The following is a 22,942-nucleotide window of genomic DNA, read 5'->3' on the forward strand; positions in this document are numbered from 1 at the left end:
GCGTCTTTGCGCTTTTGTGTGAGATTGAGAGAAGGCATTGAACAGTATCAAGGCGATCGCTAGTAAATAAGGAATCGGATTTAAACCCAAAGTTTAAGTCTGACTCAACGTTAAGGGTGTAAAAATTAGCGCTATGGTGTCATTGAAAAAAAAGGCCGTGCCATGCTTCCTGTAAATTTAGAACATCTAAAGCAATAGTCGCGCGGTTCATGCGTAAACCCGGAATATAGCCTAGTGATAATCCCAGGTAAGTTAAGTTAGCCCTAACACGCTATAGGTTGCAAATTGTAGCAAAATCACTAATATTAGCCTGATTATCCTAGTTAGGCAGACTTTGTTGGGTTAAGGGAAATTTTTTTCTCTGTTTCTGCCGCATTCAGCCAGCAATTAACAGAATATAAATAAGCAAGAACGCACAAACACGGAGAGTAAAGGCTGCCCACCAGGGTGTTACCGTTATTTACACTTACAAAAAATACTTTCAAAAACCTTTTATTTTAAGTTTTGTAAATGTTACACTAAAACCTACCCAACGGTGGATGTCTTCACTAAAATTTAAACTGTGTCAAGCTACGAACAAGATTACATTACTACACTACCGATCCCGCGAAAATTGCGGTTAACTTGACGTAGTAATAAATTAGGTTCTGACTTAAGTGGCTAATCAGGTATTAAATTGTATCGTAGTCAGGACACGAATCTTCCGGAAAGTTCGTTGCCACATTGTATAAATTCACCAGATAGGTGAACAGCCTCAATAACACAGAGGATTAACCATGAAGGTATTTGATAATACCACAAAAAAGATTTTTCTGGCAAGCTGGGTCTCAATCAATCAACCAGAGACTAGTGACGATCGAGGAACTCAGCTAGGCCGTTCTGTTTCCAAGTCCTACTGGAATATTCTCCAACCTTTAAAGCAGCGGGTAGATTGCATTCAAGTCCGCGATCGCCAACTAGCTCACCGCTTGTGCCAACTGATTCCATCTCAGTGTCCCTTTGAACGAGATGTCAAATTATTCGGGAAAACCCTGTTTCACATTCCGCCCATGTGTAAGCTCAATCCCTTATATGAAGAAGTGGTTGGTTTACGTTTCCGAGCGTTGTGCTACCTAGCCGACGAATGTGGCGAAGATGTATCGCAGTACTGTTGAGTGGGGGATGAGGGAGATCGGGAGATGAGGGAGATGAGGGAGATGAGGGAGATGAGGGAAAATAATAAATCCTCAATCCCCAATCCCCAATCCCCAGTCCCCAGTCCCCAGTCCCCAGTCCCCAGTCCCCAATCCCCAATCCCCAACTATTTTTTTCGCCATTTTTGGATGGCATCCTGAGCATCTTCGTAAGAAGCTGTTTCCTCTGGCACTAAAGTAGCAGTTTCAATTGCCGTATTGAGTTCTCCTTCTGCGGCGCGACGCTTGGCCAGATCTAAAATTTTCTCACTCCATTTATCGATTGATTTTTGAGCGGTATCGAAGCCTGGTTCACCTGATGGTACTTTTTTAGCAACTTCGATCGCACGGTTGTAAGTAGATGCCTGTCCGGACTTAATTAAGGCATTAGCTGCATCTAAAAGAGTTATGTTGCTGACATACTGCTTGCCTTCTAGCCGCCATAAATTAATTGCCGCTTGTGCTTTGGCATAAAGCGGCTCGTCTTTGGTGATTAATCGAGCGGCAGCAATAGCATTAGCATACTGTCTTTGCTTAGCACGACCCTCTGCTAAATCTAAAATCATCCGGCTCCAAATCTTAATATTTTCCTGAGCTTGCTCATAGAGTGGTTCACCAGGTTTTATTCTTCTAGCTGTAGCGATCGCTAAGCTCAAATCGCTAGCCTGAGTTTCTTGGAGCGACATTTTCGCCAGATCTAATACTGCTTGATTGCGCTTTTGCGACTCGGAATTCGAGGCTGTTTGAGCGCTAGATTGGTTTTTCGGTCTAACTGATGGAATGGTTTTATTTATCGAGGGGTCATTTGGTAAATTCTCCATCGCCTTGGGACTACTAGCAGCAGCATTGGGCGTTCTGCTTGATATTTCCTTAATTCTAAAAGTTTCTTGATTACGCAAAAAAACTACCGCGATTAAACCTGCTACTAGCAAGCTGCCTCCACTCCACAAGATAAACTGTTTCCACAAAGGGGTGTTTGGCTGATTCCCTGACCGTCGAGAGGCGTGGGCTTGGGGAGAATCAGGGATAAATCTTCCCCTCGTGTTTACTCCTATGGAAGTTTCTGGTGGTGGATTTGTGTCTGCTTGCGGCTGGGAAACTAAACCAGCAGACGACTTATGAATTTCTTTACCATTAGACTTCTGCACTTTGGAGTTAATAGTTGTTTCTCCCCATCTGCCCGGATTTTTAGAGTAATCGTCGAGGGGAGGAGCTGCAAGGGCAATGGCAAAGGATTCTTCCGGATAAATCACCGCTTCTGCTTGAAAATCGGCTTCCCCCGCCAATTTTGGCAAGATTACTTGGGATCTTGATGGGATGATAACGGCAGGATTTTGGATGGGACGCCAATGGTGCTGGCATAATTTGGGCACTAAAAGGCTCAGGTAACTTTCTAAATCTGCCAAATTGTTGCCATTACCAGAACGCAAAGCTTCTAACAAAGCTGCTGTAAAGAATCCGTGACCTAGTTCGCTACTCTCGTGGGAAAACTGCTCTGGTTGACAAGAAAAAATTGTGGCAAGTTGTAATTCTTGAGCTAGTTCTATGGTTTCTTCGCCGACGGGAGCATCTGCTTGTGTGCCAAAAGCACGGTTAATATCAAGCAGCAGTAATACATTTATTTCAGTCAGTTGCAGACTTTGCATTAGCGATCGCAATTCTATGCCCGTCTCAGGCACGAGTTCGGGGTTACCCTCCGCTGGCATTAAATAATCTTTGCCTTTGTAGTTGACCCCATAGCCGCTAAAAAATAACCATAGATAGTCTTCGGGTTGCCAATATGTTGCTGCCAAATCCTCAAGCAGCAGCAAAATATTTTCTTTAGTTGGATAGGTGGATCTATCTGCGATTGGTGGTGAAGTATCCGTCATTAGCAGGCAATGTTCGGGGACAAAACCTGCTTGTGTCACCAAGATATCCTTTAATGCCTCAGCATCTGCTTGGGCACAACTTAAAGGTTGAAATAACTGATATTGATTGATGCCAATAGCGATCGCCCAGTAATTTGCCATCCCGCTCTTTGTCGGTTATTGTTTGCTGGTCTGAAAATTGGGGCTGGCTTTGCCGAAAAAACAAAGCTAACCTGATGTTTTATAGTCTAGGTGATTCTCATCGAATCTTAGGATAAAATGTAATTTTTATTACGTTAATAGACCGGAAAATACTTTCACCTAATTTCAATTTACAGATCATCAGTAAGGAGCTACAAGGTCATGAGCCAAATTTCTGCTCACATACCATCATCGATCACTCCCTTTTCAGTTATTAGCCAAATTGCCAGAAGAATCCGGATAGTTCCTTTAGTAGTTTTGCTCATATCTACTGTTCCTACGTGGTTTTTGACAGAAGCGATCGCGCCTCAAGTTGTACGAGCTTACACCGCCAGAGTTGACCTGACAATCGATCGCCTGCCAGAAGAAAACTACGAAACCATTCTCCGACGAGCGGAAGCGGCCGCTAGAGCAGCTGCTCAGCGGAGCTTCGATCAAGATATTTTAGTGACAGATGTTTCAATTATTGTATCCGTACAAAATTATGGAGCGATCGCACCAGTTCTGACATTAGAAGTCGGTCGTCCAGAATGGCGCAACCGCCCCGATGCTCAAAATTGGGCAACTTACTTCAAAACTGCGCGATCGCTACTGTTCTTTGAAAAATAGCGATAACTCCAATCTAGTTCTAACAGGATCGTGGGGAGGGGAGATGAGGGGGATGGGGAGCAGGGGGCAGGGGGCAGGGGAGCAGGGGAGGCAGGGGAGGCAGAAGGAGAATATCCCCAATCCCCAATCCCCATTCCCCAATCCCCAATCCCCATTCCCCAATCCCCATTCCCAATACCTTTACTTAATTCTTGGCTAAATTGGCATCCTTGGCGTCAGTGAATGGCCTAAAATAAAAAGGTTGTCAAAAATCACGATATCTGCTGACATGGCTGTTCCAAAGAAGAAAACTTCCAAATCAAAACGAGATAAACGCCGAGCTACTTGGAGGCACAAAGCCGCCATCGAAGCTAAGAAAGCTCTGTCTCTGGGCAAATCTATTTTGACCGGACGTTCTACATTCGTCTATCCAAGTGCTGAAGAAGAGGAAGAAGAATCATAATTTTCCAGTCAGGAAAAGCATGAACAGCATCGATAGATTTGATTGGCAAAACTCTCCGATCAAACTTATCACTAATGGATAAATGCTTTTTCTTAGCTTTCCTGATTGGACCGTAAATTATAGATACTCTACGCAAGCTTATTAGATCCAGAAAAATTGGTAGTGAGTAATTGGGAACATCCATTACCCATTACCTATCATTTATCAGTAATGCTTAAATAAGCTAATGTGCTTTTGAGTTATACCCTCTCTGGTTAAGACCGTCATGAGTTATTTGTCCTTTGTTCTTTGTAAATATGCCCAATGACAAATAACAAAGCACAACCAAATAAAGTAACTATGGAACTTAAATGTGTTTTAGCCTAATCATATTCAAGGGTAAAAGTATCTAGGCTTATTGGCAACTCAACACAAAAGCTGGTAAATATCTTGAGAAAACTTATTTTTCTCCCATTATGTTAGGAAAATTTTTTCAGAAGCCAGGAAAAGAAGACAACGAACGTGTTCCTCCAGGTCAACATTTAGCTAAAGGTTTCCCCGTATTAACTTATGGTGCAACTCCCCAAGTCAGCACTGAAGAATGGGAGTTTCGGGTTTGGGGTTTAGCAAAACCTGCTACCTTTGGTTGGTCAGACTTTATGGCGCTACCTCAACATGAGTTCACAGCAGATTTCCACTGTGTAACGCGCTGGTCTAAACTCGATGTCAAATGGACTGGTATTAAAGTAACAGATTTTATGGGTCTAATTGAGCTAGACCCCAAAGTAGCCCACATTATGGAACACTGCTATGGCGGCTACACTACTAATATTTCCATAGATGACTTTATGCGGGAAGAAAACTTTTTTGCCTTTAAAGTTTTTGGTGAAGATCTTCCAGTTGAACACGGTGGCCCAATGCGGCTAGTTGTTCCTCACCTCTACGCTTGGAAAAGCGCTAAATGGATTAATGGTTTAGAATTTTTAGCTAGTGAAGAATTTGGTTTTTGGGAGCGCAATGGCTACCACCGCCGTGGTGAACCTTGGACTGAAGAGCGTTACAGCAGTGCGTTTGGGTTTTAAGAGTTAGGAGCTATTGAATTTTGGATTTTAGATTTTGGATTTTGGATTGAAGGAGAAATCTAAAATCTAAAATCTTATAATTGGCAGGGTTAGGAGTCAATAAATAGCCTCTTAACCTAGAAGTTTCTTTATTAGCGGTAATTTGCTTTTATAGGGAGCATACCGCCATTTTAAATCCAGCCAGAAGGAGTTTTGTAATACACTTTTATGATGAGAAAAGGTGTCAAAACTAGCTTTACCGTGACAATTGCCAATACCACTATCTCCTACTCCACCAAATGGTAAAGATGAAACTCCAAACTGCATCATTGTATCGTTGATACAGACTCCACCTGATGAAGTTTCCTGCAAAACTTGGTTTTGCAGGTTTTTATTTTGAGAAAATAAGTATAAAGCTAGGGGTTTTGGTCTAGAGTTAATCAAGGCGATCGCTTCTCCAATATCACTGTATTCAATTATGGGCAGAATGGGGCCAAAAATTTCTTCCTGCATTACAGAATCTTCTAAGCAGACATTATCAATGATTGTGGGGGCGATATAACGCTCTGAAGATTTAGTTTCTCCGCCAATAATAACTTCACCATCTTCAAGGAATTTAACCAATCTGTCAAAGTTTTTTTGACTAATAATTCTGGCATAATCAGGACTATTTGCCGGATTGTCTCCATAAAATTCTTTTAGGCATTTTTTCAGTTCATCTATTAAATCTTTTTTGATTTTTTTATCCACTAAAAGATAGTCAGGGGCGATACAAGTTTGTCCAGCATTGATAAATTTGCCCCAAGTAATTCGTCTGGCTGTGTGTTCAAGATTAATCTCAGTATCGACTATACAAGGACTTTTACCACCCAATTCTAAAGTAACTGGTGTGAGATGTTTTGCCGCTGCTGCCATGACAATTTTTCCGACAGATGTACCACCAGTGAAAAAGATATGGTCAAATTTTTCTGCTAGTAGTTTTTCACTGGCTTCTATGCCTCCTTCAACCACTGCAATATAAGCTGGTTGGAAATATTTGGTAATAATTTTGGCGACAATACTGGAAGTATGGGAAGCAATTTCTGATGGTTTAACAATTGCACAATTTCCGGCGGCGATCGCACCTATTAAGGGTGAAATCGCTAACTGAAATGGATAGTTCCAAGGGCTAATAATTAAGACAACTCCGAGTGGTTCTGGATAAATGCGGGCGGAGTAGGAAAAAAATTCTAAGGAAACGGCTACTTTGTGGGGCTTAGTCCAGGTTTTGATATATTTTATGGCATAATCAATATCCTTAATCACTGCAATTTCTGTCAAGTAAATCTCCACTTCTGGTTTATGTAAATCTGCTTGTAATGCCTGGATTATTTCTTGTTCATGCTCAATGATTGCTTGCTTGAGTGTTTGGAGTTGCTCAAGGCGAAAATTTATATCTTTAGTTTTGCCAGTTTGAAAAAAATTACGCTGATTCAGGATAATATCGCCAATGTTAGATAATTCAGTGGTAATCATTTTTTCGTGCCATAAACAATTACTTATTTAATCCTATCGCTGTGGTAGCATATTTGTGGTAACACTTCACAGCTATGCTACCCTACGAAAAACTTTTATTAGACAAAATTTAAAACACTAATCGATTGATAATTGGTAAAATTATGATGTTTTTCTTGGTAGAAGTACAATAAATGTACTACCTTTGCCTAACTCGGAATTAAGCAAAATAATACCTTGATGTGCCTCAACAATTCGTCGAGTGAGGTAGAGTCCTAAGCCACTACCAGAACTTTTGTGACTGCCCTGGCGAAATCGTTCAAATATGGTGATTTGTTCTTCAGGGGGAATACCTGGGCCAGTATCTGCGATCTCAATGCTAATGTACTCAGCAAAATTAGATTTTCCAGAGAATTGATATTGATTATTCTTGTCAAATTGGGTTTGAAAAGTAAGACGAATATTCACCGAACCAGACTCAGTAAATTTGATTGCGTTGCCTAGAAGATTAGTGAATAAACGATGTAATTCTAAGCGATCGCCTATCACTCTGTTTGTTTTTAACTCCTCAGCCAATTCGAGATTTAGCAACAGCATTTTCTCTTGAGCTAGAGGTGCTAATTCTCCAGCTACCTCCTCTAGTAATTGTGCTAAATTAACAGGCTGCAATGCCAAAGTTTTGCGACCTGCTTCAAAGCGATAAACTTCTAATAACGTATTGACCATAGAAAGTAGGTTGATATTGCTCCGGGCCATGATGGCGATTACTTCCTGCATTTGGGGTGATAATGCTCCCAAAGCGCCTTGTTGGAACAGCATTAACATGCGGTCAGCCGCTACTAAGGGAGTGCGTAAGTCGTGGGTGAGGCGGGAGACAAAATCTTCTCGCTGGCGGGCTATTTCATCGCGTTCATCCATACTGCGCTTCAAACGCAAAAGCGATCGCACTCTTGCTAATAATTCATCTACTGTTACAGGTTTGCGGATAAAATCATCTGCACCCAAGTCTAATCCGTGGGCAACGTTGGGCGCATCGTGGGCAGTAATTAGCAGTATGGGAATATATTGTGACAATTTCATATCACCGCGAATGTGTTTAGTAACTTCGTATCCGTCCATACCTGGCATCATCAAATCCAGCAGCACCAAGTCACATGGAGATGACTGCAATTGCGCCAATGCTGAAATACCATTTTCTGCGGTGCTAATGGTGTAACCTTCTTCCTCCAAAATAGTTTTGATCAAAAACACATTATCAGGAGAGTCATCGACAACCAGAATTTTGTCAGAGCGAGAAGATTGTGAAGTCATGTCACGACTAGGTATGAGGTAAAAGTAAATTTTTGTAATTTTAGTTGTGTTTGTATCAATTTGTCTGTGAATTCCTTTAATTGACCTCCTACCTAAGAGATATTATTTACTCGCAACTTGGTATTTACGGACTCTATAATTTACTGCCCAATTGAACTGGGCTGGATTTTTGCCACAAAATAACTCACTAATAAAATTATGGCTGGTAAAATTTAAAATCTGGATACAGTAAATGGTACTAATAAATAGGTAATATTTTGATATAGTAACTACTATCGGAAGCTGAAGATAAAATCGCGTAGGCGATCGCCCTAATTACACAATTTGTGCTGATTAAGTATTAATTTATGTTAAGTTAGCTCAACAGACTAGTTTAAATTTATCAAGTATTCTCAACAGAATCACAACTCATAACAAGAAACGCAAGTTTAGCGGATATGGGTGGCGTAATTAAGAGTTGGGCATCGCTTAACATTTAGATAAAGATTCACCATTATTTTTATGACAATAGCACCGAACATCACAAAGCAATATATCGAACAACGAGGTGAAGGCTATTGGCTCGAAGGTACACGCATTTCTCTCGATTCAGTCGTATATGCTTTCTTAAATGGAGAATCTCCAGAAAGTATTGCTCAAAACTTTCCATTACTCTCACTAGAACAGGTTTATGGTGCTATTACCTTTTATTTTGCCAACCGAAAGCTAATTGATGGTTATTTAAAAGCAGGTGAGCAAGAGTTTGAGAAATTGCAAGAATCTTTTCGAGAGAACAATCCGCTTCTGTATCAGAAATTAAAAGCTGCCCCATTCTGAAGAATGACAAAGTGAGGGTGCTTAAGTCAGGAAATCTGGACACCAGTCATTTACAAAGGAAAAGCCTTGATTTGTGGAGGCTGCTGCAAAAGAGTTCTCACTTGATTGTGGCAAGCTAAAAATATCTTGTGTAGAGTTTTACTAATTGACAAAGGTACGTTAACTTGTGTGAACTCACCCTACGGATTTAAGATTGACTTCAGAAAAACATTATATCTTAGCTTTTGTCTAGATTTTTACCAAGCAATTCAATATAAAATCTAAAACTTAAAATCCTAAATCAACATGGCAAACCTAACTCCTAATTCTAGTTTTAGTTTGACGCTACGCTTGCAGATTCCCAATCGCGTGGGGATGTTGGCGTCGGTAACCCAAGCGATCGCCACTACGGGCGGTAATCTCGGTCAAATTGATTTAATCGAGCAAACCCGCAAAGAGTCTACCCGCGATATTACCGTTGATGCTGCTAGTACCGAACACGCTGAGACGATTGTGCAAGCAGTCAAAGCCCTGCCAGATATTAAGTTACTCAGTGTCTACGATCGCACCTTCAATTTACATCGCGGTGGCAAAATCAGCATTGCTAGCCGAATTCCCTTAAAAAGCGTGTCCGATTTAGCAATGGCCTACACGCCAGGAGTCGGCAGAATTTGTACTGCGATCGCCCAAGACCCAGAGGAAGTTTACAAATTAACCATTAAACAAAATACTGTTGCTATTGTTACAGATGGTAGTGCAGTTTTAGGTTTAGGAAATCTCGGCCCCGCTGCTGCACTGCCAGTTATGGAAGGCAAAGCGATGCTATTCAAGGAATTTGCCGGGTTGGATGCTTTTCCCATCTGCCTTGCTACCCAAAATACAGATGAGATTATTCAGACAGTCAAGAATATTGCTCCGGTGTTTGGTGGTGTGAATTTAGAAGATATTGCTGCACCACGTTGTTTTGAAATTGAACAGAGATTGCGACAGGAATTAGATATTCCGGTTTTTCATGATGACCAACACGGTACCGCAATTGTCACCTTAGCAGCCTTGTTTAATGCCTTGAAGTTGGTACACAAAGCACTCGGCGAAATCCGCATCGTGATTAACGGTGCAGGGGCAGCTGGAGTAGCCATCGCCCGCTTACTGAGGAAAGCTGGGGCAGAAAAAATCTGGATGTGCGACTCTAAAGGAATTATCTCCACCAGTCGTACAGACCTCACAGAAGAAAAACTCGAATTTGCCGTGAAAGCTCAAGGTACCCTAGCAGGTGCTATGCAAGGCGCAGACGTATTTATTGGAGTCAGCGCACCAGGAGTTTTGACACCGGAAATGGTGCAATCTATGGCCAAAGACCCAATTGTATTTGCAATGGCAAATCCCATTCCCGAAATTCAGCCAGAATTAATTCACCAAAGTGTTGCTGTCATCGCCACCGGTCGCAGTGATTACCCGAACCAAATCAATAACGTTTTAGCTTTTCCGGGAGTATTCCGTGGTGCCTTAGATTGTCGGGCACAGGCAATTACCACCACAATGTATCTAGAAGCCGCAAGTGCGATCGCTTCTTTGGTCAATCCTTCAGACTTGAGTCGGGAACACATTATTCCTTCAGTCTTTGATCAGCGCGTCGTCACTGCGGTTGCTGCTGCTGTGCAACGCGCCGCACGTCAAGAAGGTATTGCTCGGAATTGATCGATTCCAAATATTAGCCCAGGCTTTTATAACGTTTCCCCACAAGCGTGAAGTACAACTGTAAGGGCACGGCAGTGCCGTGCCCCTACACCTTGGGATATGAGGTTGTACTGGAAAAGAATCCCTCTCCAAACCTCTCCCCGCTTGCCTAACGGCAGGCTAACCCCAATGGGGAGAGGCTTAAAAACCCTAATTTTTCGTGCCCAACTCAGGATACTAAAGCCCCTCTCCGTCTCAAAGAGGGGTTGGGGAGAGGTTCATCGAACTCACGTTCAGTTACTATGTTTTAGTACAACTTGGTATTAGCTACCGACACTGGCGATATTTGATGTGATAAACCAAACCACGGTGGGCAAGGTCAAAGGAGTCAACAGTCGCCATCCCTTGACCACTGGCGGTCATCGCAGCATTCACCCGCATATTTACACTATCACCACAACTTGACCAGACATCAGCCACAGTCACTAATTTATGCCGAACGTTGTAGTCACTTTCGCCTCTAAATGTCCGAGAAAAAACAGGGCCACGCTGACCAGCAAAAAAGTATTCTGCTCTGAATCTGCCAATTGTGGAGGGAGCAACATACCCCCGATAATCAGCATCGTAGAGCGAAATTTGAAAGCCTTGAGGTACTTTAATTGGAATGCTCAAGTTACAGCTTTTGCGTCTTTCTGCTGCATTATTTCCTAGAGCCATAAACTTATCAAATAGAATACTTAGCTCTTGACCGTCAGGGCTGACACTCACACTAGCAGATCCTCCAGGGCAACCATTACCACCGTAATCTGCACCTAAAATTTCCACTTTGTCGCTAGCAAAGACAGGTCCAATAGAAGCAGTCATTAATGTAACCGCAGCCAAAAAAGCTTGTGCAAACCTCATAGGTGTTTGCGGGGAATTTTGATTATTCATAACTCACCGTTTTTGGGTATTTATAACTAGTTATCAGTGAAAATTTCTAACCATACTTGGTACGTCAATTTTCGTATGTCCTACGACTTACACAAGTCTCAATTTGTTTCCCAAGCAAATAAACTTAGGCTTTTTAGATGAAATTTAACTAAAATATCAGAAATCTAACACTGTCAACTTTGCATTTGTTAACTTAGTTAGAACTTACTCGTAGTTATTGCCAAATCTAGGTTTTGGGCTAGGCATAGGCCATAAAGCCAGATTATAGAGGAGTAAGTAAAACTACTATCGTGAAAAATAGCGATCAGATGATATGTCAATCGTTATAAGTTAAAGCAATGCATTTAGAACATCACCACTTTCACTTTGTCAACTGTTTGTAATGAAATACCAAGCTGGAGACGAGTTTTTCCAAAGACTACCGCTAATTTTGGCAGGGCCAATTCTCAAACATACTGAACATGAATCAGTAACGGTATGGGTGGCACTCAAACAGTCTTGTCAAGTTGAACTCAAGGTTTATGACACAACAAATGATGGTGAAGTACTGGGAAATTGCTTATTGTCAGGGGAACGCTCTACTATTGCGTTGGGTAAGTATCTTCATGTTGTTGCTGTCACGGCTCGGTCTACAGTTGCACATCGCCTAACTAGCAATAGCATCTACGCATATGACCTCCAGTTGACTGCCGCTAACCAGACTCCGCAAACGCTACAACAAGCATTATGCTCAAACTCCTATCCTACGGCTAGCATCAGCTACTTTAACCATCAAAAACCAACCTTTACCCTACCGCCCAGGCGTCTCGAAGATTTGCAAATTGTCCATGCTTCCTGTCGTAAACCTCATGGTTCTGGGTTTGATGCCCTACCGATTCTCGATCGCTTAATTGAGGCATCTGCAAATCAAGCCCAGCACCGCCCTCACCAGCTATTCCTCACGGGAGATCAAATTTACGGTGACGATGTAGCTGATCCATCGCTGTGGGTTGCCAGTACCCTTGGGGATGCCCTGCTGGGTTGGGAAGAACAATTGCCTGTGGGTGGAATGTACTGCACTCCCCAGGAATTGCCCCCCGGAGAACGAGCTGGAGTTGCTACAAATGAAGCTGGTTTAACCGCAGGATTACATAATAAATCTGAGAAAGTTACCAGTCATCTCCTGAGCCTGGGGGAGTATTGCGCTACTTATTTATTAACGTGGTCACCAGTGTGCTGGCCAGTGGTATTTCCTAAAGGACGCCAAGTAACACGCGATCGCCGAGCCATCAAAAACTGGAATCGGGCAGTCCGGGATTTGCGGCAATTCATTTATACCCTGGGGAAAGTGCGTCGCGCCCTTGCCAATATTCCCGTGTACACCATCTTTGACGATCATGATGTCACTGATGACTGGAATTTGAACCAAGCTTGGTGTTTGCGAGTCCTGGGGCGTCCCTTGGGGCGGCGAGTTGTGCAAAATGCCCTGTTAGCTTACACAGTGTTTCAAGGGTGGGGCAATACACCAGGGCAATTTGAAATCGGTCAACCAGGGGAAAAACTGCTGGCTGCTACACAAGCTTGGTCAGCTTCCCAAGGAACGGATACAAAAGCTGATGAGGCGATCGCTCGTTATGTTGGTATGCCACCCAACGATCCCCACACAGGCTTACCTCTGTTAGTCCGAGACGGTTCAGTGTTCATTTTGGCTCGATATCCTGAAACACTTACTTGGAACTACATAGTCCAGAGCGATTGTCATGAAGTGATTGTCTTGGATACACGGACTTGGCGGGGTTACCCAGCCGATCAAAAAGCGATCGCTCCACCGATGCTGCTATGTCCAAAAGCCTTTGAGCAACAACTAGTTTTGCCTTTACAAAAAATAGCTCAAGAAACTCAGATTCAAGCCACATTTGTGATTGCACCTACTAATGTATTTGGTTCACAAGTGATTGATTGGATTCACCATTGGAATTTACAGCAAGAGAAAGTTTTTTCCACAGATGTTGGTGATGCTTGGAACATCAATGTTGAAGCATTGGCAAAATTCCTCAACACTTTGTTTGGGCAACGTCAACAAGTGATTATTTTGTCTGGAGATATTCACTACAGTTTTGCAGCTCGCTTGTCTTATGCACGTACCGATTCTCAATTGCGATCGGTTTTAGTACAGCTAACTTCTAGTGCCATCAAAAATGAAGAACCAATAACGCAGTTGATTCATACACGAATGAAAGATTGGTTATTAGCAGAAAAGCTGCGATATTGGATTGGATGGATGAATCCAGCCAATATGGTAGAAATTTCTGACAAAAAATTACACCATGATGGCTTCACTGCCAAACGCTACCCCAATAGTCGGCTAAGGCAACGCCAGCAATTAACTGACCCTGACTGGTATTGTGTGCTGGAATGGATAATTCGACAAAGCGCTCAAACTTCTAACTGCACAGCAGATTTGTCATCATTTATAGCTCCTTGGAAACGAGCGAAAATTGCCAAAAGGCGATGTTTACAACCCCTAATGTTTTGGAAATATCGCTGGTTTCAAGAAGGACGAGAAGTAGTTGGATTAAATAACTTAGGTTTGGTTCAGTTTGAGTTGCCAGATGCGGGTAGTTCTTATCAAATTATTCAAGATTCCTACTGGTTTTCGTCTTGGTATCCAACCCAAATTGTTTATAGTCGTTTTGAAACTCAGTTAACACCCAATCAATCATTGTTGGGGAATTTTAGATTTTAGATTTGGGATTTTGGATTGATCTTGTGTCGCTCAATCTAAAATCCCAAATTGTTTGACATAAAAACCTCTCCCTGGTTTTACTACGCAAAACCTGTCCCTCTCCGAGTCGGAGAGGGACAGAGTTGAATTTTAGTTCAAGACAGGGGGAGGTTCGTTGAATTCACGTTAAATTTGAGTTGTATATGTGGGCACTCTAGATTCAAGAAATATACTAGAGAGTGATTTCTATGTCTAAGACCCGAATTAGTGCAACACTGGGACAAACAGAGAGAGATGCTGTGTTGCAAGCGATTAGCACCATTAAAGAAAAGCTACCGTTTTTAGTTGATTTGAGTCCCGACGATCGCATGGCTTTACCCAAGATGGGGGATAAGAGTCGGGCGTTTGTCAGCAAAGCATTAGAGGTGGCGGCGCAGAACCCGGAGTTTTTACCGCGATCGTTTGACTTGGATGAAATGCGGAAAGACGTGCAATTATTTGAAGCGTTATATCCGGTGTTGTTGTCCTTGACACAATTGCAAGAACTTGTGGATGATACTTCTTTGGCAGTGGGCAGTGAAGCATATGCAGCCGCGTTGCAAGTGTATAACTACGCCAAAGCCAGTGGACAAGGGGCGGGTTTAGATGCAGTAGTTCTGGAAATGGGACAACGATTTGCCCGTAGAACTGTAAAAGTCGAGTCTAAAGAACCAATGTTGTAGAAAATAAGTCCGTAGTTGCACCTCAAAAGTGCAAAGTTAAAGCTCAGAAGTTGGATGTTGGAGTTAAAAACACGACATTCCCAGTTCTGAGCTTTCTTTTTGGAGTTCAGAGGCTCAACGTTCCAGCAAAAAGGTGCAACTTCCGAGTTCAAAGGTGCAACGTTCGAGCTAAAAGGTGCAACTTCCGAGTTCAGAGGTGCAACGTTCGAGCTAAAAGGTGCAACTGCCGAGTTCAAAGGTGCAACGTTCAAGCAAAAAGGTGCAACTTCCGAGTTCAGAGGTGCAACGTTCAAGTAAAAAGGTGCAACTTCCAAGTTCAGAGGTTTAACGTTCCAGCTAAAAGGTACAACTTCCGAGTTCAGAGGTTGAAAGTTGAGATTTTGAGAGCGATCGCAGAAGCATAATATCTTAAAAGCTCCTTTCTCATTGAACAACATTAAGGATTGGGTGCGGTTAACATAGTAAAAATATTCTCAGCCTGTTGTAAGTAAAAATGCCAAGTCAGCTTTACACATGGAAGCGCTTCTGGTGTCCCCGATCAGGTCACATTGATTTACGTGATGGTGGATATTTAGTCAATCCAGATTCAGAGTGGGGACATTTTTACAAATCTGATTCAGTTGCCTTTGAAACTATATCTGAGATGCCCTGTTTAGTGCTGCTAGGTGAAGCTGGTATGGGTAAGACCACAGCAACCGAACAAGCATATCATCAAGTTTCTCACAAGTTTAGTGGCTCAGAAAATGTTTGTTTGTGGTTCAGACTTGGTGATTATGATTCAGACAAGCAGTTATGTGATGCAATTTTCCGCAATGAAACATTCCAAGCTTGGCGCAAAGGAACAAATAAACTACATCTTTTTCTGGATAGCCTAGATGAGGGATTACTTTCTATCAAAATACTTGTCAGAATTCTTAAACGTGAAATAGAACAGCTACCTTGCGATCGCCTGTATTTTCGGATCACTTGCAGGACGGCTGATTGGAAGGATAGCTTGGAGCAGAAGCTAAAAGACAAGTGGGGAGAAGCTAATGTTGCGGTATATGAGCTAGCTCCTCTATGTCGAGTAGATGTAATTGAAGCAGCAAATAGGCGTAACATCAACTCTGGTGATTTTTTACAGGAAGTCTTTAATAAAAATGCTATTCCACTTGCTATCAAGCCAATCACATTAAAATTACTTCTGGGTACTTATCAAAATAAACGATTCTCTTCCTCTCAAAAGGATTTATACGAAGAAGGTTGTTTACAACTATGTGAAGAGGTGAACTCAGATCGCTGCGATTCTGGCTTCACTGGAAATTTAGATGCAAAACACCGATTAGTTATAGCAAGTCGAATTGCAGCTTTACTTCTATTTTCTAATCGCTCTGCCATCTGGATAAGTCCAGAATATGGGGATATGCCCAATTCTGATATTGCTATTCGGGATATTTCCATAGGTAAAGAAAGTATTAATCAGCAAGAGTTTTCACTTGACGAAAACTGTATTAAAGAGGTTTTGTCTGTCACTGAGCTATTTTCTTCGCGCGGCCCGCATCGAATTGGTTTTGCTCATCAGACCTATGCTGAGTTTCTTGCTGCACGATACTTAGTTCACCACGAAACACCTTTAGAGCAAGTAATGAAATTAATTGCTTCCTCTGAAGATTCTGAATTTAGGTTAATTCCCCAGCTTCATGAAACTGCTGCTTGGCTAGCTGGTATGCTTCCTGAAGTTTTTAGGGAAGTAATGAAAACAGATCCCGATGTACTACTCCTAAGTGACGTAGCCACTGCTGGAGAAACTGATAAGGCCGCTCTAGTTGAATCCCTTCTGAGATTACACAATGAAGAAAAATTAACGTACCAATATCATACTTGGCTATACCAAAATCTAAATCATCCTAAATTAGCCGAGCAGGTTCAACCTTATATTTCTGATTCAACAAAGAGTATAAATGCAAGGAACGTAGCTATTGATATTGCAGAAGCCTGTAATGTAAAAGCCGTACAGGAATATCTTGCCGATGTTGCTCTTGATCATCAGCAACATTCTTGGGTTCGCATCAATGCAGCAGTGGCTGTATGCAATCTTGGTGATGAAAAAACCAAAGCAAGATTAAAACCTTTAGCAGTTGCTAAAATCCAAAATGATGAAGAGGAACAGCTAAAAGGGTGTGGACTCCGAGCAGTTTGGCCAGGCAACATCACAGCAGAAGAGGTTTTTAGTACCTTAATGCAGCCAGTATCCAAATCCAGTGGTGGGAGATATCAGGACTTTATAGCAAAAGAGCTTGGACAACATCTTCAAATATCTGATTTACCAATAGCTCTAAGATGGCTAGAAAAACAATTTAATAGTCGTGGGCGCGATTTACATTATAGTTTTGAGCATTTATCAGATGCAATTATGTTGAAAGCCTGGGAGCATCTGAATCAACCAGAAGTAATGCAGGCATTTGCTAAGGTTGCTTTATTACGGCTGAATAATCATCATGCAATTGTATCTGATGATTCATATCAAACAATCAACTTTAGCCATGTTTTAAGAGATGAGTTTCAAAAACGTTATCAAATTATAGAGTCAATAATCTCTATCGTTTTACAACCTAATCAGGATTATATAGGCTTTGCTAACTATATTAGAGAAATAATTTATGAAGAAGATTTTTCCTGGTTAATTCAACAATTTAAAATATCAGATACTGAACATAAACAACGAAGTTGGGCAAAATTGATACTTTGGAATTTTAAACTTTCCCAATTTGATCATGTCGAGCCAATATTACAACTAAGCCAAACTAACTCAGTATTAAGAGAAGAATTTGCTTATTATCTTGAAACGGTTGAGTTAGACTCGCTAATAGCACAGGAAGAAAAAGAAATTTATTTGGCAGAACAGGCTAGGCGCAACAGAAATAAAAATAAAATTATTTTAGACCCTTCAGCAAAGGAAAGAGTGCTTGATGTTTTGAGTCAGATTGATGCTTCCCAGCCTAATATTTGGTGTTCTTTATGTTGTGAATTAGCTCTTAAAGTTGATAGTACTCATTATGGAAATCCATTTGAGTCAAGTCTGAAAAATCTTCCTGGTTGGATTGAAGCAGAAGATTCAACTAAAAAAAGGATTATTCAAGCTGCAAATTTGTATCTAGCTCATGCTAACCCTGATCTAGATTGGCTGGGTACAAATAATTATCCCTACTCTGTATTAGCAGGTTATCAAGCATTACTTTTATTAATACGAGAAGCACCAGAATATATACTCAGTCTATCCACCAAAGAATGGCAAAAATGGACACCAATAATTCTTGCACATCCTAACTGGGATCGAACTGAAGACAACAAGAAGCATCGCCAAGAATTGATTAAAAAAGCTTATTATAATGCTCCAGATGAATTTATCAAAACATTAATATTTTTGATTGATAAAGACAATGAACAACATGGTTCTATTCATATAAATAATCTAGTAAGTCATTGTTGGGATGAGCGTCTATTAAGAGTATTAATGGATAAAGTCAAGCATGAGACACTCACAGCTACAAGCATGGGTGATTTACTAAGAGATTTATTAATCAATAAAGTAAATCAAGCTCAAGATTTTGCAGAATATCTCGTTTCTTCACCTCCTCCTAAAAGCGCTGAGGAAAGAGCTAAAGCAATTGTTGCAGCTCAGATGTTGATACTTTATGCAGAAGATGCTGGATGGTCAGTTGTTTGGTCTGCGATTCAGAAAGATTCTGCATTTGGGCGAGAAGTTATGCAGTCTGTATCATATTCCATTAAGTATCAAGGAAGTACCGAACAGAAACTGAAGGAAGACTGCATTGCTGATTTGTACATTTTTCTCACAAAACAGTATCCTGATCCAGAAAAAAAACAAAAAGAAAGCTCTCAAGAAGAAGAACTCACGGATATTGAGGATTATGAAGTAAGACCTGAAGATAGTGTTAGAACTTGGAGAGACTATATCCCACAACGCCTACAGGAGCGTGGTACTCCTCAAGCCTGTGAAGCACTTCGTAAGATTATTATTGAGTTTCCAGAATTAAAAGACAAATTGCAATGGAGATTGCTAGAGGCTGAGGCTTTAATTCGTCGCCAAACTTGGCAACCACTTAAACCAGAGCAGATTCTTCAGATTGTGAGCAATAAGCCAAAAAATCAAAGTACATATATAAATCAGACAGGAGTTTTTATCACTATGCCAGATTCAAACAACCCAAACCTAAACTTTAGTGGATCTGTGGGTGCAGTCAATCTCAATAGCACGGTCAATGGAGATCAGATTGGAACACAGCATAATTATGCTCAAGAGCAAAATCTCATAGAGGCTTTTGAAGAGATTCAGCAAATCGTAAATCGTATAACTCAGAATTATCCCACTCAAACTGAAGTAGAGAAACAAATCATTATTGCAGAAGCAGTAGAACAGGTGAAGCAGAATCCAACTTTGAGGAAGCGCTTGGAAGTCGGAGGAAAAGCATTGATATTTGAGGGACTTCAAAAAATTTCAGATTTGTGGTGGGTCAGCCCATTAGTGAAAGCAATCGAGGCTGGGGTGAAAGGAGAATAAACAAATTGAGAAAATAAGGCGATCGCCTTTCAACCCTCATCATCCAGACTCGGACATGGAAGAAGAAGGTAAAATTAATAGAATGGTAAATTTGATGCGAAATTGCCAAATATGAGATGATTTAGGAGCGAAGCGATCGCCTTCCAACCCTCATCATCCTTCAGAGGTTAAAGAGTTGAGCTAGAAGTTTAGAATTTGAGTTACAAGAGATATAGCTTAGTGGCATAAGGGTTAGGCAATGAGTGAAACTCAGACCCAGTTACCGACAGATACATGGATTTGTGCTTCTTGGCAGGAGTATGAGCAAGCGATCGCTAACTTGCTCAACGAGAAGGGAAAAAGCTACTACTACAAAGGACACATGAGGCTGGAAATGCCACCAGTTAGTTTTGCTCATGGTAAAGACCATGTGGTGATTATTTTTGCTGTCACTCTATTTGCGACGATTAAAGGGATTCTAGCCACAGGTTTAGACACTACCACCTTTCGCAAAACTGGTGTTCAGGATTGTCAGCCTGATGTGGCGTATTACCTCAGAGAACGCGCCCAAACGATCCCAGCAGGTACAGGGATTGTTAACCTCGATCGCTACCCCGCACCAGATTTAGTGATTGAGATTGCGAAAACATCTCTGCTGGATGACTTGGGTACAAAGCGATCGGTTTATGAAGAATTGGGTGTTGCTGAATATTGGGTAGTGGATGTCCAAAATGCCCAAATCATCGCCTATGCGATCGCAGATCAAGGTAGTAAACGTATACGCGAATCAGAGATATTGCCGGGATTGGCGATGTTTATTTTAGAAGAAGCCTTACGCCGAAGTCGTGAAATGAGTCAATCTGAAGTTGGAACTTGGTTATTGAGCCAATTTCATAAAATTGTCTAGCTTTTAAGTCTTGAACTGAAAGAAGACGAACATAATGTGACCAAGGTAAGGGAAATCCTTGAGCTAAAGCCGATAAATCCAATTTCCCAGACGGTGCCTGGGCAATTTGCCATTGTAGATAAAAACGCCGCATCTGTTCTAGATTAGTTTTTGAAAAACCTTTACCAAATCTCCCTGTTAAGTCTTCTGAAAGCCTTTTTATGACTGCTGCTCCGTATTCTGCTCGCTTCTCTCCACCCTGCTCAAGTTCTACAATGCGTCGCCCAATTTCCCAGTAGGTAGCTGTCATAATTGCATTGACTGAACGAGCGGCTGCACGGCGAGATGATTCCAGGAGTTGAATTAAATCAGTTAAAGTGTTTTCGTAACCGTTAATCACAATGTCTTTTTAACCTGTAATTTTCTGTTTTAAAAATTAGTCTATTGTGTGATTTTACGACTTATCGAATAACTCTTATTAAGATATTTAGCAATCTGATTTTGATTGTCAAAATTGCAAAGCGCCGATCCCCGACTTCTTAAATAAGTCGGGGATCATGTTGAACGCGAATGATTTAGGATTGCTATTTTACGCAGAGACGCAACTTTACCCCCATCTCTACAATAGACCTGCCTTGAAAATAGGGAGTTGGGAGTGGGGAGTGGAGAGTAGGGAAAATAAATTTTCATTGTTCCTTGTGAACGCAGCTCATGGAGTCTCTTGCAAAAGTCCCTAACACCCCACCTCCAACCCCTCCCCTCGATGTACACACAAGTCGAATTACCCTCCTTATTCCCCCCTTGGAAAGAGGGGGGAAAAAAGAAATCTAGTTCCCTCCCCTTTACAAGGGCAGGGTTAGGGTGGGGTTCTTTATTTTTGATTTATGCAAGAGACTCCATGAACACAGTTCACAAAAAAAGAATGAAAATATCTCTTTCCCAGTCCCCAATCCCCAGTCCCCAGTCCCCAGTCCCTATTTTCAAGGCAGGTCTAATGTGTTTGCATGGTTTTATTCTGCGTTGACAAATTCCAAATATCCATTGCTGAGTTCTTTCACCGCCAACTCATAAAATTGTTTACCGTGTTCAGGTGTTGCTAAAGCCGGATTTGATCCCATGCGTCCATCTGGATAACGCACTCGAAAGTCTGCTGCACTATAAATCCTGTGTCCCCTTGCAACTTCTGGTGAAAGGGGTGCTTGCTTAATCGCTTCTGGATAAACGTACTGGGTGAGGGCTACTTCGCTTGGGGTTGCGTGAGAACCTTCTTGATCCCCATATAATTCTTTGGCTAGTTTATATACTGAACTGCACATAAACCAGTTAGCCACTTGACATTGTACTTGTTGGGCATTGGCTATGTGCAAATCTTCTAAATGAGCGTAAGTTTCCGAGAAAGCGGCTTTGAGGGTGGCAATGTTACCGCCGTGTCCGTTGATAAAGTAGAACTTGGTAAAACCAGCTTTGGCTAAACAGGTTATATAGTCTCGCACTACTTGAATTAAAGTACTGGGGCGCAGACTGATTGTGCCAGGGAAAGCAGTATGGTGCAGTGCCATGCCTACATTGATTGTAGGGGCAACGATCGCTCCAGTTGCATCGCCCACACCACGAGCGATCGCTTCTGCACAAATAGCATCAGTACCAATTAATCCCGTTGGCCCATGTTGTTCTGTGGAACCAATGGGAAAAATAATACCCTTTGACTGCTGTAAATAAGCTTCAACTTCTTTCCAAGTACTTAAATGTAGTAACATTTTTGATGATTTTCCTCTGAGAAGGGATCTTCTGTGATTCAACTTCTACTAAAGCAGAATTCAGGAATCAGGAGTCAGAATGGGCTACGCCCCGCTGCGCTAACAGAATTAAGACAGGCTTGATGCTAGGGTTTGAGACTTCAATTGTGTACTTCAACAATTTGAAATCTGCTTTATGAAGTTTGTTTGGTTTTAGTGGTGGTGTAGACGCTAAGCGGCTTGTCGTAGACATCGCCACAATTTTGATTTGTGATAACTCCAAACCACAGATACCCGAATTCTTTAAGAATTCGGGTATCTTATTTACAGCAGATTTCAAGTTTTTGAAGCAGACAAGCCAAGTTTAGTACCCAAGTATAAAGCCTGTTTTACTCCTGAATTCTGACTCCTAACTTCTGACTCCTAACTTCTGAATTCTGAATTCTGAATTCTACTGTATTTCTCACCAATTATTTAGGATTGACTTATAAAATATTGCTTTTCTAGATCGTCAAGAAAACAAAGGGTATCAATCTCTAATCTTGATTAATCAAAGTAATAATGTTTTTTTACGTTACTTTTAATTTCCCATATGCAAGACATACCAGAGGGAAAAATTACCAAATCGCCTTCACCCATTTGTACTGGCTGTCCACCATCAGGAGTAACAACTACATCACCTTCCAAAAAGTAGCAAGTTTCTTGAGAATCATAAGTCCAAGGGAATTTTGAAACTTCCTTTTTCCAAATTGCCCATTTAGACACACCCAATTGTTCGAGACGTTGTTGACTGGGTTGATGCTCAACTTGAATTTCCATACAGTGTTTTC

At 41.5% G+C, this 22,942-nt stretch carries 18 protein-coding genes and 1 pseudogene; 10 read left to right on the forward strand and 9 right to left on the reverse strand.

Translation table 11 applies throughout. The features are described 5' to 3' along the window. Positions 1 to 96: 96 nt before the first annotated feature. Positions 97 to 306, reverse strand: a pseudogene (locus tag IQ276_RS12395) (anion transporter); the annotation flags it as partial. Positions 307 to 776: 470 nt separating this feature from the next. Between IQ276_RS12395 and IQ276_RS12400 the strand changes: the two are divergent. Continuing rightward, positions 777 to 1,154, forward strand: a complete 378-nt coding sequence (locus tag IQ276_RS12400; protein WP_193920249.1) for a Mo-dependent nitrogenase C-terminal domain-containing protein — start codon at positions 777 to 779, stop codon at positions 1,152 to 1,154. 146 nt (positions 1,155 to 1,300) lie between these two features. Here IQ276_RS12400 and IQ276_RS12405 read toward each other — a convergent pair whose 3' ends face one another. Further along, positions 1,301 to 3,184: a caspase family protein gene (locus IQ276_RS12405; RefSeq protein ID WP_235115611.1), complete on the reverse strand. Its 1,884-nt coding sequence runs from the start codon at positions 3,182 to 3,184 to the stop codon at positions 1,301 to 1,303. A gap of 201 nt (positions 3,185 to 3,385) precedes the next feature. On the opposite strand from IQ276_RS12405, the gene IQ276_RS12410 reads away from it, so the two are divergent. From IQ276_RS12410 to IQ276_RS12420, 3 genes are all read left to right on the forward strand, one after another. Next, the gene (locus IQ276_RS12410; protein ID WP_190884850.1) at positions 3,386 to 3,832 is read left to right on the forward strand and encodes a hypothetical protein; all 447 of its coding nucleotides are present in this window, start codon (positions 3,386 to 3,388) and stop codon (positions 3,830 to 3,832) included. Positions 3,833 to 4,100: 268 nt separating this feature from the next. Continuing rightward, a complete protein-coding gene (gene rpmF, locus IQ276_RS12415) occupies positions 4,101 to 4,274 on the forward strand; it encodes a 50S ribosomal protein L32 (protein WP_190883236.1) in 174 nt (57 codons plus the stop codon). 455 nt (positions 4,275 to 4,729) lie between these two features. After that, complete coding sequence (locus IQ276_RS12420) at positions 4,730 to 5,335, forward strand: sulfite oxidase-like oxidoreductase (RefSeq protein WP_193918649.1); 606 nt, start codon at positions 4,730 to 4,732, stop codon at positions 5,333 to 5,335. Between the two features lie 111 nt (positions 5,336 to 5,446). Here IQ276_RS12420 and IQ276_RS12425 read toward each other — a convergent pair whose 3' ends face one another. Both IQ276_RS12425 and IQ276_RS12430 read right to left on the reverse strand, forming a co-directional pair. Next, the gene (locus IQ276_RS12425) at positions 5,447 to 6,829 is read right to left on the reverse strand and encodes an aldehyde dehydrogenase (RefSeq protein ID WP_193918648.1); all 1,383 of its coding nucleotides are present in this window, start codon (positions 6,827 to 6,829) and stop codon (positions 5,447 to 5,449) included. Positions 6,830 to 6,970: 141 nt separating this feature from the next. Further along, positions 6,971 to 8,119, reverse strand: coding sequence for a hybrid sensor histidine kinase/response regulator (locus tag IQ276_RS12430; RefSeq protein ID WP_193918646.1), 1,149 nt, complete (start codon positions 8,117 to 8,119; stop codon positions 6,971 to 6,973). A 501-nt stretch (positions 8,120 to 8,620) separates the two neighbouring features. Here IQ276_RS12430 and IQ276_RS12435 point away from each other — a divergent pair. Together IQ276_RS12435 and IQ276_RS12440 are read left to right on the forward strand one after the other, a co-directional pair. Further along, a complete protein-coding gene (locus IQ276_RS12435) occupies positions 8,621 to 8,935 on the forward strand; it encodes a DUF433 domain-containing protein (RefSeq protein WP_193918644.1) in 315 nt (104 codons plus the stop codon). A gap of 285 nt (positions 8,936 to 9,220) precedes the next feature. Further along, entirely contained in the window at positions 9,221 to 10,612 is a 1,392-nt protein-coding gene (locus IQ276_RS12440) for a malic enzyme-like NAD(P)-binding protein (protein WP_193918642.1), read from the forward strand. Between the two features lie 306 nt (positions 10,613 to 10,918). On the opposite strand, the gene IQ276_RS12445 is transcribed toward IQ276_RS12440, so the two are convergent. Next, positions 10,919 to 11,524: a DUF4360 domain-containing protein gene (locus IQ276_RS12445; protein ID WP_190883230.1), complete on the reverse strand. Its 606-nt coding sequence runs from the start codon at positions 11,522 to 11,524 to the stop codon at positions 10,919 to 10,921. Positions 11,525 to 11,906: 382 nt separating this feature from the next. Here IQ276_RS12445 and IQ276_RS12450 point away from each other — a divergent pair, with 382 nt between their 5' ends. Beyond that, positions 11,907 to 14,249 (forward strand): alkaline phosphatase D family protein, encoded by a 2,343-nt coding sequence (locus IQ276_RS12450; protein ID WP_193918640.1) that lies wholly within the window; start codon positions 11,907 to 11,909, stop codon positions 14,247 to 14,249. 227 nt (positions 14,250 to 14,476) lie between these two features. Next, positions 14,477 to 14,950: a hypothetical protein gene (locus IQ276_RS12455; RefSeq protein ID WP_235115612.1), complete on the forward strand. Its 474-nt coding sequence runs from the start codon at positions 14,477 to 14,479 to the stop codon at positions 14,948 to 14,950. Here the strand turns inward: IQ276_RS12455 and IQ276_RS12460 are convergent. Then, positions 14,839 to 15,387: a hypothetical protein gene (locus tag IQ276_RS12460; RefSeq protein ID WP_235115613.1), complete on the reverse strand. Its 549-nt coding sequence runs from the start codon at positions 15,385 to 15,387 to the stop codon at positions 14,839 to 14,841. The two genes, IQ276_RS12455 and IQ276_RS12460, sit on opposite strands and share 112 nt — an antisense overlap. Positions 15,388 to 15,443: 56 nt before the next feature. Here IQ276_RS12460 and IQ276_RS12465 point away from each other — a divergent pair, with 56 nt between their 5' ends. Both IQ276_RS12465 and IQ276_RS12470 read left to right on the forward strand, forming a co-directional pair. Next, entirely contained in the window at positions 15,444 to 19,511 is a 4,068-nt protein-coding gene (locus tag IQ276_RS12465; protein WP_235115614.1) for an NACHT domain-containing protein, read from the forward strand. 238 nt (positions 19,512 to 19,749) lie between these two features. Then, positions 19,750 to 20,397 (forward strand): Uma2 family endonuclease, encoded by a 648-nt coding sequence (locus IQ276_RS12470; protein ID WP_193921245.1) that lies wholly within the window; start codon positions 19,750 to 19,752, stop codon positions 20,395 to 20,397. On the opposite strand, the gene IQ276_RS12475 is transcribed toward IQ276_RS12470, so the two are convergent. From IQ276_RS12475 to IQ276_RS12485, 3 genes are all read right to left on the reverse strand, one after another. Further along, positions 20,306 to 20,776 carry a DUF1016 N-terminal domain-containing protein gene (locus IQ276_RS12475; RefSeq protein WP_193921247.1) on the reverse strand — a complete coding sequence of 157 codons (471 nt, stop codon included), beginning with the start codon at positions 20,774 to 20,776 and terminating at the stop codon, positions 20,306 to 20,308. The two genes, IQ276_RS12470 and IQ276_RS12475, sit on opposite strands and share 92 nt — an antisense overlap. Before the next feature lie 610 nt (positions 20,777 to 21,386). Then, positions 21,387 to 22,133, reverse strand: coding sequence for a creatininase family protein (locus tag IQ276_RS12480; protein WP_193922154.1), 747 nt, complete (start codon positions 22,131 to 22,133; stop codon positions 21,387 to 21,389). A 525-nt stretch (positions 22,134 to 22,658) separates the two neighbouring features. Beyond that, positions 22,659 to 22,931, reverse strand: coding sequence for a cupin domain-containing protein (locus IQ276_RS12485; protein WP_073644852.1), 273 nt, complete (start codon positions 22,929 to 22,931; stop codon positions 22,659 to 22,661). Positions 22,932 to 22,942 lie beyond the last annotated feature (11 nt).

It is taken from the genome of Desmonostoc muscorum LEGE 12446 (assembly GCF_015207005.2).
Taxonomy (GTDB): Bacteria; Cyanobacteriota; Cyanobacteriia; order Cyanobacteriales; family Nostocaceae; genus Nostoc; species Nostoc muscorum.